Origin of the sequence: Nocardia uniformis NBRC 13702, assembly GCF_001613345.1 — a bacterium.
In the GTDB taxonomy this organism is placed as follows: Bacteria; Actinomycetota; Actinomycetes; order Mycobacteriales; family Mycobacteriaceae; genus Nocardia; species Nocardia uniformis.
This window is the reverse complement of record NZ_BDCE01000006.1, coordinates 115,798-131,054: the sequence shown is the minus strand read 5'-3', so window position 1 is coordinate 131,054 and position 15,257 is coordinate 115,798. Positions and strand designations below refer to the sequence as shown.

Below are 15,257 nucleotides of genomic sequence, written 5' to 3'. Positions count from 1 at the left end.
GGCGACGGCAGCCAGGTGCACGCCCGAGACGAAGGCCGAGCGGGCCGAGTCGAGCAGGGCGGCACCCGCGGATTCCGGCAGGGCGTGGGCGGTTTCGACCGCTCCGCCCAGGGATTCGCGAGCCGCGTCATTATGCGCGGCCGGGACAGTGGACAGGTCCAGGCCGCGGCGGAAGGCCGCCATGACAACGCTGCCGAGTACCGCGACCCCCAGGGCGATACCGCCTTCGAGCGCGGTCTCCGAAATGGCGGCCGCGTTTCCGGCGCGTTCGGCCGGAGCCGAGCTGATAATCATGTCGGCCGAAACCGTCAGCGCCACACCGACGCCCAGGCCGATCAGCAGGAAGCCCAGTACGAACGGGCTGACCGAGGCCGACGGATCGGCGCGCAACAGCCAGAACAGCATGGCTCCGGCGGCGGAGAGCACCAGCGCCGCGCACAGCACGATCTCCGAGCGGAAGTACCGCACCAGCCAGGCGGCACCCAGTGAGCCCACAATGCTGCCGAGGGTGCCGGGGATGAGCAGCAGACCCGCCGCCAGCGGTGCCTTGCCCAGCACCAATTGCAGGTACTGCGAACCGAAGAACAACACACCGGCCAGCGCGAAGATCGACAGCAGATTGGTCAGCGCCGCCGCCCGGAACGGCGGTATGCGGAACAGTTCCAGGTCGAGCAGCGGCGAGGTGAGCCGGCGCTGCCGACGCATGAACGCCACACCGGCCACAACACCGATAATCGCCGCGACCAGGGCCTGCGCGCTCACACCGTGCGCCGCGACCTGCTTGACCGCGTACACGATCGGGATCAGCGCCAGCATGGACAGACCGGCGCTGCGGAGATCGAAGCGGCCCGGATTCGGGTCGCGCGACTCCGGAACCAGGAACGGGCCGAGTACCACCAGCAGTGCCATGACCGGCAGATTCACCAGGAATACCGAACCCCACCAGTAGTGCTCCAACAGCCAGCCGCCCAGCAGCGGACCGAAGGCGGCGCCGGAACCGGCCATCGCACCCCAGACCGAGATGGCGAGGGTGCGCTGCTTGGGATCGGCGAACATGCTGCGGATCAGGCCCAGGGTCGCGGGCATGAGGGTCGCACCGGCGACACCCTGCAGAACGCGTGCGGCAATGAGCATTTCGGGATTGATCGCCCACGCGGCGAAGGCCGAGGCGATACCGAATCCGGCCGCGCCGATGAGTAGGAGGCGACGCCGACCGATGCGGTCGCCGAGGGTGCCCATGGTGATCAGCAGGCCCGCCAGCACGAACGAGTAGACGTCGATGATCCACAGCAGCTGCGGCGTGGTCGGAGCCAGATCGGCGCTGATGGCGGGGATCGCGAGGTCGAGCACGGTCGCGTCCACCGATACCAGCAGCAGCGCCAGGGCCAGGACCGCGAGTCCGCCCCAGGTGCGCGCGGTCGCCCGGGCAGGGGCCGGGGCGTTGTCGATTCCCGGATCGGGGGTCCCCACCGCGACCGAGCCCGCGACCTGGGTCGCGGGCTGGGTGTCGACATTGCGGCGGGTGGCCGTCTCGTCGGGTTTCACCTCGGGTCCGGTTCCGGACCGGGCGTTGGCGTGGGGGGTCATGATCCTTCACTTCCAGAGTTGAACCGTCCAGCCGGTACAGTATCAGATTTACCGTCCAGACGGTACAGTGAATTGCGTGACAAAGACTCGTGACCGCTCGGACACCCGTGACCGGATTCTCGACGGCCTGGAAACCCTGCTCCTCGATAAAGGCATGTCCCAGGTAACCCTGGAGAATGTCGCCGCCGAGGCGGGCGTCTCCAAGGGCGGCCTGCTCTACCACTTCAAATCCAAGGACGCGCTACTCGCCGGACTGATCCGCCGCCTCGGCGAACGCGCCGACCACCAGCTGAAAACCGCCGTAGACCAAGGCAAATCGGTCGCCGAGTGGTACCTGCAGACCCCCCACCCCGATAACGAGACCGACGCCCTGGAGCTGGCCCTCTACCGCTCCATGCTCGCCGCCATGCGCACCGTCGACGGCCCCCACGCCACCGACGAAGACGAGACCGACCGCGCCCTCTCCGAGGTAATGGACGCCTGGAAAGCCGGTTTGGACAGCGAAATCCACGACCCGATCCAGGCCGAGATCGTCCGCCTGGTCGGCGACGGCGTCTACCTCCGCGCCCTACTCGGTATGCCGCAGGTCGACCCCGACACTTACCAACAGGTCGTCGCCCGACTGCTGGGCCGCTGACCTAGGCGCGCCCGGAAAGCATCGGGCGCCCGAATGCCCCCCGGCCGATAGACTCGGCCCGTGTTGCCAGCCGCCGCCGACCATGCCGGTCCGCCGACCGGGGCGGCGGAACCGATGCCTGATGCGCCGGTCCCGATACGCCCCATGCAGTTCCGGGAGCTGTTGGACCGACCGTTCGGACTGGTGCAATCCCGAATCAAGCAGTTGGCGGCCATGTCCGGGTGGGCGGTATTACTCACCGCGGGGCTGGCATTCGGCATTACCGCGCTGACCTCCGTGGCCACCGACGACTCCGATGCCGCCGTCGCCGTGGCCGCCGTTCTCGCCACGCTGCTGAGTATCTGGTTGCTGCGCCTCTACGTTCGTGGCGTCACCACCACCGTCTGTCTGGCCGCGGTGCACGGCCAGCGGCCCGGTTGGCGGGCCGCACTGGATCGGGTCGCCGCGCATGCCGGACCGTTGACGCTCTACCAGGTCAAATACACGCTGATCGGGATCGGTGTCCTCGCGCTGGGGACGCCACTGATAATCACGCTGCCGATGGCGGCGGTGTGGCTGGGTTGGCTGCGGGCCCGTCAGTACCCCACGGCCTCGGTGATATTCGACGAATCGGCCACCGCTTCGGTCGCCGCGCAGCGGTCGAAAACGCTGATGGGCGGCACGGAATGGCAGATTGTCGGGCTGTGGCTGTACCTGCGCGCGCTGCTCGTGGTGCTGATCCTGCCGATGCTGCTGGCCCTGGACCTCATCTCCGATATCTCCGGCACCCGCCGCTGGACGGTGACCGCGCTGATCATTACCGCCGTCCTGATCCTCACCGCCTTCGCCGAAACCATCGAATCGGCGACCCAGGTCGTCGTCACCGTGGACCGCCGCTGCCGCCGTGAGGCCTGGGATATCCGCATACCGCGCATCGGAGGTCAGCGATGACCGAACCCCCGAACCCGCCGGGCCCGCGGCATCACGACGCACCGCCGATACCGCGATTGGGTCCCGCCGCAACCCATCTCGCCGCCGCCGAGGAAGCCGCCCGCCGCCGCGATTTCGGCACCGCGGTACGCGAACGCTTCCGCGCCGTCACCCGGGGCCTGGAGCAGCGTGGTGTCTTGGAGGTGCGGCGCGCCCGCACCGCCCGCGTCACCGCCGACGACGCCAGCACCGCCCTCGGTGCCCGCGGCGAACTCGCCGACCCCACCGAATTACCCTCGGCCGCACACAACTTCGATGAGATCGTCTACGGCGGCCGACCGGCCACCGAGGACGAGTACCGACGGTTGGCGCAGGCCGACCGCTTCTCCATCGCGCCGCCACCGGTCGACGAACCCGCCGAGATCACCGAGCGCCGCCGCAAGCCACGCAGGAAGACCGCGCGCACCCGCCGGCGACGGCTGCCGAATACCCCGGCGCTCCTGCGCGACTGGCGGTTCTGGGCAGTCCTGGCGGGCACGGTCGCGGTGGCGCTGCTGACCTACCTGCTGCTCGCGACCCCCACGCCATCGCCGCCGCAGACCCCGGAATTGCCGACCCAACCACCCGCACCACCCACCCAGGAACCGATCGAACTGCCGCCCCCGCGATTCGGCGAGGGTAAGGATTCGCTGTTCGAGCGGCTGCCCGGCTGGGTGGCCTTCGGTGGATTGCAGTGGGCGATCGCCTGGGCGATCCTGCTGTGGTGGCGCGGCCGCCGCCGCGGCAGCATCGTCACCGAACCACTGCCGGTGCGGGCCCCCGCCAATGAACTACTCACCGGGCAGGCCGGGCTGTATCGCAAATCCCGAGACTACGAACATATCGCCGGCAAACTGCGATCGGCGTCGCTGCGGCGACTGCGCCCCACCCTCGGCCTCACCGCCGACGCCACTCCCGACCGGATTTCGGCGACAGTTACCGCCCGCGGCGGTGTGGATCCGGCCGTGGTGGCCGCCGCCCTCTACGACCCGGTCCCCGACCGGGGCACCCTCGAACTCGTTGCCGCCCAACTCGAATGGATCGAAGCGGAGGTCTTGTGACCACAGTGGACACCAACCACACCCCTACCGTCGAAGACGCACAGCGGGCCCTGCTGGCCCTGCGCGCCGAAATCGGCAAGGCCGTCGTCGGCAATGACAGTGCCGTCATGTATCTGGTGCTGGCGCTGCTGTGCCACGGCCACGTACTGCTCGAGGGTGTACCCGGGGTGGCGAAGACACTGCTGGTGCGATCCCTGGCCACCGCGCTCGATCTGGAGCACGCGCGCATCCAGTTCACCCCCGACCTGATGCCCGGCGATGTCACCGGCTCACAGATCTACGATCCGCACTCGGCGGAATTCACTTTCCGGCGCGGGCCGGTATTCACCAATCTGCTGCTCGCCGACGAAATCAACCGCACCCCACCGAAAACCCAGTCCTCGCTGCTGGAATCCATGGAGGAGCGTCAGGTTTCGGTGGACGGTATCCCGCAGCCGCTGCCGGACCCGTTCGTGGTGATCGCCACCCAGAATCCCATCGAGCAGGAGGGCACCTATCCGCTGCCGGAGGCACAGCTGGACCGGTTCCTGTTCAAGGTCGATGTCCAATTACCCAGCCGTGATGACGAATTCCGCATTCTGCAGCGGCACGCCGCCGGATTCGATCCACGTGATCTCGGTGCGGCCGGACTGGGGCCGGTAGCCGGAGCCGCGCATATCGCCGTGGCGCGCCGGGCCATCGCACATGTCACCCTCAGCCCGGAAGTGCTGGCCTACACGGTGGATCTGTGCCGGGCCACCCGCACCTCCCCCGCCGTCGCGCACGGCGCGTCCACCCGTGGCGCGACCGCTCTCATGGCGGCGTCGCGGGCCTACGCCTGGCTCAACGGGCGCGGGTACGTCACGCCCGATGACGTGAAAGCCGTTGCGGTGGCGGTCCTTCGGCATCGCCTGCAGCTGCGGCCCGAACACGAGGTGGAGGGCGTCACCGCCGAGGGCGTCATGGCAGCGCTGCTGATGTCCGTTCCAGTCCCGGTGTAGGCGATGGTCGTTACCGGCCGGTTGGCCCTCGTCGCGGCGGTCGCGGCGCTTTTCGTCACCCTGGTGCTGCCATCCTGGCTCGGGGTACTGCTGGCGACCGCGATACTGGCGACGCTGGTACTCACCGACCTGGCCCTGCTCGGCGACGCGGAGACGCTCGACATTTCGCGGCAGCCGCTCACCACGGTGCGCACCGGACGCGCCATCGAGGTGGAATTGACTGTGCTGAACCAGGGTTCACGCACCGCGCGCGGGACGGTCTGGGACGACTGGCCCGATAGCGCGCACGCCCGGCACCGGGCACACGAGCTGCGCCTGCCGCCGAATACCCGTATTCGCTTCCACACCGAACTGACCCCGGCCTACCGCGGCGACCGTATCGCCGGTCCGGTGACACTGCGGCTGCTCGGCCCACTCGGGATGGCGGGACGTCAGACCCGGCGCGCGGTGCCCGCTCGGCTGCGCGCCCTGCCGCCGTTCCGTGGCGAACGACTGCTCGCCTCGAAAGTCAAACGGCTGCAGCATATGGAGGGCCGCAACACCACCACCATTCGCGGTCAGGGCACCGAATTCGATTCCTTCCGCGAATACGTGGTCGGCGACGATGTGCGCACCATCGACTGGCGCGCCACCGCCCGCGCCGATGACGTGCTGGTCCGCACCTGGCGTCCGGAACGCAATCGCCATGTCGTCATGCTGCTCGATACCGGCCGTGTCAGCGCGGGCCGCGTCGGTGCCGGCACCCGCCTCGACGCCATGATCGAGGCCGCCCTGCTGCTCGGCGGACTGGCCGCCTCCGTTGGCGACTCGGTGGATCTGCTGGCCTACGACCGCGAGGTCCGCGCCGAAGTACGCGGCGTCGGTGGAAAGCGCCTGCAGCACAAACTGATGCACGCTCTCGCCGGGGTAACCCCGAACCTGGTCGACACCGACTACCTGGGCCTGATGCGCACCACCCTGCAACGCGCCCGCCGCCGCAGCCTGGTCGTCTGGTTCACCCACCTCGACGCCGCCACCGTGCAGGAGGGCCTGCTTCCCGTCCTCCCGGTCCTCACCCGCCGCCACCGCGTCCTCATTGTCTCGGTCACCGACCCGGACGTAGCGGCCGCGGCCACCCACCGCACCGCCGCCGGGGACCCCTATACCGCCGCCGCGGCGGAGAATATTGTCGCCGAACACGCGATTGCCCGAGAAACCCTGCACCGCACCGGAGTCCGCGTCATAGCCGAATCTCCGGCCCGCCTTCCGGAAGTTCTCGCGGACGAGTACCTGGAGCTCAAACAGACCGGGGCGCTGTAGACCCCGGGCGGCGCCTGTCATTCCGGCATGTTCTCGGCAGCCTGCCGGTCTGTCGTGATTCCGGCAGGCTTTGGCGGGAATCCACCAAGGGGAGTTTCAGTACCCACGGTCTGTGGATCCCGGCCAAAAGCACGCCGGGATGACGACGGTGGGGCCAGTTCTGATGACGGCGGTGCGGCTCTGATGACGGGGTGCGGCCAGATCTGACCAGCAGGGGTGAGGTCAGAGCTGATGACGAGGGCGAATCGGATCCACGGTCGCCGTCGGTTCTACGGTGCCACCATCGGTCGTGCGTACACCGAATCCTGCGACAGTGGCACATTCGGGGCGACAGGGGGCGGTGGCAGCGCGCGGCGCTGCCGTTCCGATAGGACCGCACCGAGGATGTGCAGCGGTGGATAACCCGCCGGGCCAGGGATTTTCAGCTCCGTGCACACCGCATCCACCAGCACGACGCCCAGGTGCTGCTGGACGGCGGGCGTCAGCTGCGGAAAACGCAGCAGGTATTGGCGGACCGAGAGGGCCAGCTCGTCGGACAGTCCCGACACATCCAATTGGCGCGCCCACACCGCCAGCCAGGGCGGCGGTATCGCCAGGCCGACGGACGGCAGCCGGGCCTGGGAATGCACGACCACGGTGCCCGCCAGAATGTCACCGACACGACGGGCATTCGGCGAACACAGCGACACCACGATCGCGATCACACCGGTGCCGAGCACCCAGAAGTCCACGATCCCGCCGAGCCCACGGGTGAGCGCGTGGCGCAGATCGACCGGCCCGCCGTCGCCGCGCACCACCCGCAGTCCCAGCGCCATCTTGCCGAGCGTGCGCCCGCGCGTGAGGGTCTCGAACACCACCGGATACCCGATCAGCACCGAGACCACGGTGATCAACAGCGCCGCATCCTCCCAGGCCGGATCCGCGCCCACACCGGCCAATGTCACCTCGACGAGAAAGATCAACGCCAACCCGACCGACAGCTGCAGCATCAGATCGAGCAGAAACGCCGCGGCCCGAGTCGGAATCCGCGCGATCGGCAACTCGACGGCGACAGCCTCGCCAGTGGTGAAAAGTGCCATGACTGAATCCTCCGCCTATGCTTCGCGACCCTGTTTCCGCGGCTCTTACCTACTGGGATCGAGGTCGCGATGTCGCTTGGCCGCCTTCGTCATTCCGGAGTGTGCCGATACTGCGCGTTCAACTCGGTAACCCTTGGTCTTCGCTGTCTCCGCTCCACTGAGTCCAGACCGGGTGGGCCACGAACAACGGGGGCGGCGCGCTGCGACCGACCCTACCGAGGTGATCGACCGATAGCATTTCCTCAGCCGGTGCCACAGGAGGTTCGATGGATCTGGACGCTTACACCTTCGTGCACCGGCGATCCTGGGATCGGCTCGATTACCTCGCCACCCGGCGGCAGCGGCTCACGGGGGCGGAGACCGATGAGCTGGTGCGGCTCTACCGGCTCACCTCACAGCAGTTCGCGCGCATCCAGGCCCGGGAGGCCGATCCGGAGCTGATCGCCGGACTGTCGGCGATTCTGACCCGGGCACGCGGACGGGTGCTGAGCGCGCAGCCCGAGACCGGCCGGGAAATCGCCCGCTTCTTCACGCACCGGTTCCCGGCGGCGGTGTACCGGGCCTGGAAGTGGTGGGTGGGGGTGGCGGCGGTCTTCCTGCTGGGTGCGACGGCGCTGGCCGTCTGGGTCGATGAATTCGCCTCTGCCAGGCGCACTCTCGGGCTGCCCGACCACGCTCCTGAACTCACCGGGCCGGGTGGGGCATTCGAGACCTACTACTCGGAACACCCGAACGATGCCTTCGCCGCGCAGGTGTGGACCAATAACGCATGGGTTGCCGCGATTGCCCTGTTCAGCGGATTCCTCATCCTGCCCGCGGTGTACGTACTGGTTATGAATGCCGTCAATCTGGGCATCAGCGCCGGGCTGATGGCGCACGCGGACCGGATGGACGCTTTCTTCACCTTCATCCTCCCGCACGGAATGCTGGAGCTGACCGCCATTTTCGTAGCGGGCGGTGCGGGCCTGAAGCTGGGGTGGACGCTGGTCGACCCGGGCCGGGAGAGCCGGGTGCGAGCGCTCGCCCGGCAGGGTCGGGCCACCGCCGTCATCGCGGTCGGACTGACCGGCGTGCTGTTGGTATCGGGTCTGATCGAGGGTTTCGTGACGCCGAGCGATCTGCCCGCATCCCTGCGTATCGCGGTCGGCGCACTGGCCGAGCTGGCCTTCCTCGGCTACGTATTCGGCGTGGGTCGCCGGGTGGTGCTGGAGGAGGAGGCGAGCGAGCACATGGTGAGCTACTCGGCCGTGACGGGACCGGAAGCGGCTGTACGGAAAGGGGCTTCGACCTCGGCGGTAGCCGCCGGAAATTGATTTCCACTGGCCGCAGCGAGTCGAGCTCAGCTGCGGCCAGCGTTACCGTCGACTCTACACAATCGTTATGCCGACGCAACCCTCACCACGCGTGTCAAGTGTATAAGCCGACCAGGCGAAACGGACAGTGGCCGAGTGGAATCCGACAAGATCGCTAATTTCCAGCTTTCGACTTTCGCGGCTTCCGAGAGCGCGATTGCCACCCCCGCATGGCAACCGCCGCGCCATCACCAAAACCGTTCCACGTGGTTTGTGATGTGAACCCGGTTTGTACGTTTGCCATACCACTGATGAAACACACCCATAACTCGGACAACCCGCGTTCATCTGGCGTTTCCCTGGAATCAAGGGCCATTGCCAACGGTTCGCCCGATTAGAAACAAACTCAAAGTCTGGTTAGAGCGGTCATGCCCAGACGCAAGTTCAGCAAAACCCGAAAGAAAGGTGATCGATACCTCGCAGACCGTTCCTCGGCAATCGAATTTCGCCCCGAGAAACACGCTGCGCCCCGATCGGCCGCCACCCGGCAACGCCCCTACCGGGACACCTCCGACACCGCTGCGATCTTCGTCACATTCGGGCGGCGACCTGCGGTTTCGGGTCAATCCCCAATCCGGACGATCCCGGCCGTCGTCGCCGCGACACCTCACCCGAATGCCGGATGCGCGGCGAGGTCAGCGGCGGATCGGCGAGCGGCGTCCACCGATACCGGCGGTGATTCACACGGTCGGCCGCACTACGCGTCAACACCGGCCGACAACGGACGAGTCCGCCACTGCCGGAATGGAATGTCTGCGGGCACAGCACCCGGCCGCGGTGTCGATCCGACGCAACCGTCGATCACCCGCCGCGACACGGTCCGATTCGGCCGAGGCCAGGACCAATCCGGCAGCGACAGCGGCCCGAATACGACGAAAGGCCCGATCCGAATCTGGATCGAGCCTTCGTTCTGGTGGGCGAAGGGGGACTTGAACCCCCACGTCCTTACGGACACTGGCACCTGAAGCCAGCGCGTCTGCCATTCCGCCACTCGCCCGAGCGACGTAAAAAAGTTATCACGGGGTATGCCCTAAAACGAAATCGCCTGGTGACCGGCCGTATACCACGATTTGGGCAGCTCGGGAACCCGGTGTCTTCGCCAAGAGTTACAGGTGTGGACGATCGTGGATATCATGCAATCACCGTGTCTCTACGGCGACACGCCCTACCTGCGTGTCGCCGTATCAGACAAACCGCGCATGCCACGGTGTCTTCAGGCCGAGACACGAGGAACGCTTCTCAGACTCGAGTAAGCGTCATGACCCGGGAGGAGGGGCGATGGGCATCGTTTCGCGATTCGAGCGTCGCCTCCAGGGGGCTGTGGGAGATGTCTTCGCGCGCGTCTTCGGCGGCAGCGTCGTACCCCAGGAAGTCGAGGCGGCACTCCAGCGTGAGGCAGCCGACCAAATTCAGGAACTCGACGGTGGGCATCTGTTGGCTCCCAACAGTTACATCATCACCGTCAACGAGTCGGACCTGCGACAACTCGACGCTGACCACGATCTCACCACACGCGCGTTCGCCAAACATCTTCAGGACCACATCCGCGAACAGGGTTGGCAGACCTACGGTGAAGTGCACGTAGCGTTCGAGCCATCACCTACGCTGCACACCGGACAGTTCAGAACCCGCGGCCGAGTAAATCCGGACGCGGGCCGTCGGACCGGCCCGGCACCGGGACCTGAACGCCCACAACGACCCGAACACCCGCAACCAGGAGCTGGCCCCATGACGCAGAACTCAGGCTACGACCCCAGCCGTGACGCCGCGGAGTCCGATCCACGCAGCCGCGGGTACGCGCCCCCGCCCGCGGGAGCGCCCGGCCAGGGCGCGTACCGCGACGAATACGCGCCGGGTCAGCCGGGCTACGCGGACCAGGCAGGCTATGGCGAGTACCAGAACGGTGCCGCCGGATACGACCAGGGCTACGGCCAGCAGGGCTACGGGCAACAGGGCGGCTACCAGCCCGAGCAGGCCTATGGCCAGCAGCCCGGATACGACCAGCAGGCCTACGGGCAGCCGGGCTACGACCAGGGCTACGCCGACCAGGGCTACCAGCAGCCGGGCTACGACCAGCAGGCCTATGGGCAGCAGCCCGGATACGACCAGCAGGCCTATGGGCAGCCGGGCTACGACCAGGGCTACCAGCAGCCGGGCTACGACCAGGCGTACGGACAGCCCGATCAGGCATACGGACAGCCGGACCAGGCATACGGACAGCAGGACCAGGCTTACGGACAGCAGGCCGGCTACGGCCAGCAGGGCTACGCCGACCCCGGCTACGACCAGGGCGCCTACGCGCCCGCGGACGACCAGGGTTACGGCCAGCAGGGCTACGGGCAGCAGCCCGGTTACGGCCAGCAGGGCTATGGCCAGCAGCCCCCGCCGGCCGCACCGCACGCCGGTTCCAGCTACTCGGCCACCCTGCAACTGGACGACGGCAGCGGCCGCACCTACCAGTTGCGTGAGGGATCCAACATCATCGGCCGCGGCCAGGACGCGCACTTCCGATTGCCGGACACCGGGGTGTCCCGGCGTCATATCGAGGTGCGCTGGGACGGTCAGACGGCGATGTTGTCGGACCTCGGATCGACCAATGGAACGCTGGTCAACGGCTCGCCGGTGCAAGATTGGCAGTTGGCCGACGGGGATGTCATCCGCGCCGGGCATTCCGAGATCCTGATCCGGATCGTCTGATCCCGTAAGCTCGCGATGCAGGTCACGATGTGGCACCGAGAATCCTCGGTCTTAACGTGATCGCAACCGGTCTACGGCCCTATGATGCTGCCAACACTCACATGGCAGTGGTACCCGGCCGCGCTGACCAAGCATCACCGGTTGGGGGTCGACGAACCGTACCTACACACGGTCGAACAGGAGGTGGAGCACCGTGCAGGGATTGATCCTGCAATTGACCCGTGCGGGATTCCTGCTGTTGTTGTGGCTGTTCGTGTGGGCGGTGCTCCGGACCCTGCGCAGCGATATCTACGCGGCTTCCGGCATCAGAGTCGCACCGTCACGAGCCTCGAGTGGTTCCGCGGTGCTGCCATCGTTTCGCCGGGGCCAGAAGGGCGCCAAATTTCTCGTGGTGACTCAGGGCTCTCTCGCCGGTACCCGCATCACGCTCGGCTCACAGCCGGTGCTGATCGGACGGGCCGACGACTCCACGCTGGTACTCACCGACGACTACGCTTCCACCCGCCATGCGCGCTTGTCGCCGCGTGGTGAGGATTGGTATGTCGAGGATCTCGGTTCCACCAATGGGACCTACCTCGACCGCGCGAAAGTCACGACGCCGGTGCGGGTTCCGCTCGGCACCCCCGTCCGTGTCGGCAAAACAGTGATCGAGCTGCGATCGTGACACTTGTTCTCCGCTACGCCGCGCGCAGCGACCGTGGGCTCGTTCGGGCCAACAATGAGGATTCCGTCTACGCGGGCGCGCGCTTGCTCGCGCTCGCCGACGGCATGGGCGGCCACGCCGCCGGTGAGGTCGCCTCACAGCTGATGATCGCCGCACTCGCCCATCTCGACGACGACGAGCCCGGCGACGATCTGCTCGGCAAACTCGATCACGCGGTGCACGCCGGCAATGCCGCTATCGCCGATCAGGTCGAGGAGGAACCCGAACTCGACGGTATGGGCACCACGCTCACCGCCATCCTGTTCGCGGGTAAGAAACTCGGCCTGGCGCATATCGGCGATTCCCGCGCCTACATGCTCAGAAACGGCGAGCTCACCCAGATCACCCGCGATGACACCTTCGTGCAGTCGCTGGTCGACGAGGGCCGGATCACGCCGGAGCAGGCGCACACCCATCCGCAGCGGTCGCTGATCATGCGGGCGCTCACCGGCAATGAGATCGAGCCGACGCTCATCGTGCGCGAGGCGCGCGCCGGGGACCGCTATCTGCTGTGCTCCGACGGCCTCTCCGATGTTGTCAGCGATGAGACCATCTGCAACACCATGCGTGAGGGCAGCACCGATGAGGCGGCCGACCGCCTCATCGAATTGGCCCTGCGCAGTGGTGGTCCCGACAATGTCACCGTTGTCGTCGCCGATGTCATCGACCTCGACTACGGACAGAGCCACCCCATTGTGGCCGGTGCGGCGTCCGCTGACGATGACGACACCCCGCCGCCCAATACCGCCGCGGGCCGGGCCGCGGCCATGCGTCCACCGCGCGCCGCACCGCGTCGCGCGGTCACGCAGCCGGAACCGGAACCGCCGAGCAAAAGCCACAAACTGCGCTGGGGTCTCCTGGGACTGGCCTTGATCGTGGCCATTGGTGCGGGACTCACGGTCGGCTACAACATGATTCGCAGCAACTACTACGTGGGCGCCGAGGGCGGCCGGGTGGTGGTACTGCGCGGTCTACCCGGTTCGGTGCTCAGCTTCTCGATCCATGATGTCGATCAGATCGGCTGCGTCACCCGCAGCGGTGAACTGAAGCTGGTCGCGCCGGACGAGTCCTTTCCCGACGGTTGCCTCGAATTGAAGTCCGACGATCTCAAGCCGACCGGTCGCGACTCCGTCGACAAGGGTCTGCCGCCGGGCTCACGTGAAGAAGCCGTCCGGCAGATGGAATCGCTGGCGCAGCGAGAACTGCTGCCGCCCTGCGAGAAGCCCGACCCGCAGCCCACGACGCCGTCGGCCGATCCGAATGAGCCGCCCACCACGGGTGCACCCACCACCACGGTTCCGCCCGCCCCCACACCGACGGATACCCCGACCGTCCCCGGTGCGGACGAGAAGACCCTGGAGAACCGCACCCCGACCACGACCGCGCAGCCCACCACCACCCAGGCGCCGCAGATCGCGGGTCAGAACTGCAGGGTGGCGGACTGATGTCCGCACCGGCACCACCGTCCGCTGGGGCCTTTCCCAGTCCCCCGGGCGGATTCGCTCCCGCGCCGCCGCCCTCGACCCGGCGCAATGTCGAACTGTTGCTGCTGGCGCTGGCCGCACTCATCACCACGGTGGCGTTGGTGCTGGTGGAAGCCAGCCAGGAACAGTCGATCAGCTGGGATATCGCCAAACTCGGTTTGGCGTATCTGGCGCTGTTCGGGGTGGCGCACCTAGCGGTGCGACGGTTCGCGGCCTTCGCCGATCCGGTGCTACTACCAATTGTGGCCCTGCTCAACGGACTCGGGCTCGTCCTCATCCACCGGCTGGATCTGGCGGAGAAGCAGGACGCCCTGTTCAACTCCACGGCCATCCCCTCCCCCGATGCCAACCAGCAGGTGCTGTGGACGGGGTTGGGGATGGTGGTGTTCATGGGCCTGCTCATCGCCCTGCGCGACTACCGCACGCTGGCCCGGTTCTCCTACACCGTCGGCCTGATCGGTCTGATCGCGCTCGCCATTCCGGCGCTGCTGCCGGACCGCTACTCCATGGTGAACGGCGCGAAGATCTGGATCCGGCTGCCCGGATTCAGTATGCAGCCGGGCGAATTCGCGAAACTGCTGCTCATCATCTTCTTCGCGGGGGTACTGGTCGCCAAGCGTGATCTGTTCACCGCGGCGGGTAAGCACGTCTTCGGGCTGGAACTGCCCCGGGCCCGCGACCTCGGCCCGATCCTGGTGGTCTGGGTCGTCTGCATCGGCGTGCTGGTGCTGGAGAAGGACCTCGGCACCTCGCTGCTCATCTTCGTCACCGTGCTGGTGATGCTCTATATCGCCACCGAGCGGGTGGGCTGGCTGATTATCGGCAGCGGCCTGCTGGCGCTCGGATTCGTCTTCGCCTACAACGTCTTCGGCCATGTCCGGGTGCGCGTGGAAACCTGGCTGAACCCGTTCGACGACTACAACAACACCGGCTACCAGATTTCCCAGTCGCTGTTCGGACTCGCCACCGGCGGGCTCGCGGGCACCGGGCTGGGTAGCGGGCGACCCTCCCAGGTGCCGTTCGCCAAGACCGACTTCATCATCACCACCATCGGCGAGGAGCTGGGCCTGATCGGTCTGGCCGCGGTGCTGATGCTGTTCACCATGTTCGTGGTGCGCGGATTGCGCACCGCGCTGGCGGTGCGCGACAGCTTCGGCAAACTGCTGGCCGCCGGACTGTCGTTCACCATCGCGGTGCAGGTGTTCGTCGTGGTCGGCGGTGTCACGAAACTGATTCCGCTGACCGGTCTCACGACACCGTTCGTCTCCTACGGCGGTTCCTCACTGCTGGCCAACTACGCACTGGTGGCGCTGCTGATCAAGATTTCCGATGCCGCGCGGGCACCCGCTCCGATCCGCAAGAAAGTCCCCGAACCGATTGCCGACGCTCCCACCCAGATGGTGCAGCGTCCGGCGAAGGGCAGTGCCTGA

Annotated in this window: 12 protein-coding genes and 1 tRNA gene; 10 read left to right on the top strand and 3 right to left on the bottom strand. The window is 67.2% G+C overall.

Annotation, left to right across the window (positions count from 1 at the left end; genetic code table 11):
- A partial coding sequence (locus tag NU1_RS01590) for an MFS transporter (protein ID WP_084520882.1) occupies window positions 1–1,587 on the bottom strand: 1,587 nt, incomplete at its 3' end.
- A gap of 76 nt (window positions 1,588–1,663) precedes the next feature.
- Here NU1_RS01590 and NU1_RS01585 point away from each other — a divergent pair.
- Genes NU1_RS01585 through NU1_RS01565 form a run of 5 tightly spaced genes read left to right on the top strand, consistent with a single transcriptional unit; the run spans window position 1,664 to window position 6,512 of the window.
- Complete coding sequence (locus NU1_RS01585; RefSeq protein WP_067516555.1) at window positions 1,664–2,224, top strand: TetR/AcrR family transcriptional regulator; 561 nt, start codon at window positions 1,664–1,666, stop codon at window positions 2,222–2,224.
- A 60-nt stretch (window positions 2,225–2,284) separates the two neighbouring features.
- Window positions 2,285–3,154, top strand: a complete 870-nt coding sequence (locus NU1_RS01580) for a hypothetical protein (protein WP_084520881.1) — start codon at window positions 2,285–2,287, stop codon at window positions 3,152–3,154.
- Window positions 3,151–4,233, top strand: coding sequence for a DUF4129 domain-containing protein (locus NU1_RS01575; protein WP_067516553.1), 1,083 nt, complete (start codon window positions 3,151–3,153; stop codon window positions 4,231–4,233). The genes NU1_RS01580 and NU1_RS01575 overlap by 4 nt, the downstream gene beginning before the upstream one ends.
- On the top strand, window positions 4,209–5,213 hold the full coding sequence (locus NU1_RS01570) for an AAA family ATPase (protein WP_067516550.1): 1,005 nt from the start codon (window positions 4,209–4,211) through the stop codon (window positions 5,211–5,213). The genes NU1_RS01575 and NU1_RS01570 overlap by 25 nt, the downstream gene beginning before the upstream one ends.
- Window positions 5,214–5,216: 3 nt before the next feature.
- Window positions 5,217–6,512 (top strand): DUF58 domain-containing protein, encoded by a 1,296-nt coding sequence (locus NU1_RS01565; RefSeq protein ID WP_067516548.1) that lies wholly within the window; start codon window positions 5,217–5,219, stop codon window positions 6,510–6,512.
- A gap of 269 nt (window positions 6,513–6,781) precedes the next feature.
- Here the strand turns inward: NU1_RS01565 and NU1_RS01560 are convergent, their stop codons facing one another.
- Entirely contained in the window at window positions 6,782–7,591 is an 810-nt protein-coding gene (locus NU1_RS01560) for an RDD family protein (protein WP_067516546.1), read from the bottom strand.
- A gap of 266 nt (window positions 7,592–7,857) precedes the next feature.
- Here NU1_RS01560 and NU1_RS01555 point away from each other — a divergent pair, with 266 nt between their 5' ends.
- Entirely contained in the window at window positions 7,858–8,904 is a 1,047-nt protein-coding gene (locus tag NU1_RS01555; RefSeq protein ID WP_067516544.1) for a stage II sporulation protein M, read from the top strand.
- A 950-nt stretch (window positions 8,905–9,854) separates the two neighbouring features.
- On the opposite strand, the gene NU1_RS01550 is transcribed toward NU1_RS01555, so the two are convergent.
- Window positions 9,855–9,940, bottom strand: a tRNA-Leu gene (locus NU1_RS01550).
- Window positions 9,941–10,221: 281 nt separating this feature from the next.
- Here NU1_RS01550 and NU1_RS01545 point away from each other — a divergent pair.
- The 4 genes from NU1_RS01545 (at window position 10,222) to NU1_RS01530 (ending at window position 15,257) form a co-directional block, all read left to right on the top strand.
- The gene (locus NU1_RS01545; protein WP_067516542.1) at window positions 10,222–11,640 is read left to right on the top strand and encodes an FhaA domain-containing protein; all 1,419 of its coding nucleotides are present in this window, start codon (window positions 10,222–10,224) and stop codon (window positions 11,638–11,640) included.
- A 193-nt stretch (window positions 11,641–11,833) separates the two neighbouring features.
- On the top strand, window positions 11,834–12,304 hold the full coding sequence (locus NU1_RS01540) for an FHA domain-containing protein FhaB/FipA (RefSeq protein WP_067516540.1): 471 nt from the start codon (window positions 11,834–11,836) through the stop codon (window positions 12,302–12,304).
- Complete coding sequence (locus NU1_RS01535; protein ID WP_067516538.1) at window positions 12,301–13,788, top strand: PP2C family protein-serine/threonine phosphatase; 1,488 nt, start codon at window positions 12,301–12,303, stop codon at window positions 13,786–13,788. The genes NU1_RS01540 and NU1_RS01535 overlap by 4 nt, the downstream gene beginning before the upstream one ends.
- The gene (locus tag NU1_RS01530) at window positions 13,788–15,257 is read left to right on the top strand and encodes an FtsW/RodA/SpoVE family cell cycle protein (protein ID WP_067516536.1); all 1,470 of its coding nucleotides are present in this window, start codon (window positions 13,788–13,790) and stop codon (window positions 15,255–15,257) included. Before NU1_RS01535 ends, NU1_RS01530 begins: the two co-directional genes overlap by 1 nt.

Excerpts from the sequence above, each read along its gene's own strand:
- NU1_RS01575 (WP_067516553.1), top strand. The coding sequence starts at position 3,151 with ATGACCGAACCCCCGAACCCGCCGGGCCCGCGGCATCACGACGCACCG.
- NU1_RS01570 (WP_067516550.1), top strand. The coding sequence starts at position 4,209 with ATGGATCGAAGCGGAGGTCTTGTGACCACAGTGGACACCAACCACACC.
- NU1_RS01565 (WP_067516548.1), top strand. The coding sequence starts at position 5,217 with ATGGTCGTTACCGGCCGGTTGGCCCTCGTCGCGGCGGTCGCGGCGCTT.
- NU1_RS01560 (WP_067516546.1), bottom strand. The coding sequence starts at position 7,591 with ATGGCACTTTTCACCACTGGCGAGGCTGTCGCCGTCGAGTTGCCGATC.
- NU1_RS01555 (WP_067516544.1), top strand. The coding sequence starts at position 7,858 with ATGGATCTGGACGCTTACACCTTCGTGCACCGGCGATCCTGGGATCGG.
- NU1_RS01545 (WP_067516542.1), top strand. The coding sequence starts at position 10,222 with ATGGGCATCGTTTCGCGATTCGAGCGTCGCCTCCAGGGGGCTGTGGGA.
- NU1_RS01530 (WP_067516536.1), top strand. The coding sequence starts at position 13,788 with ATGTCCGCACCGGCACCACCGTCCGCTGGGGCCTTTCCCAGTCCCCCG.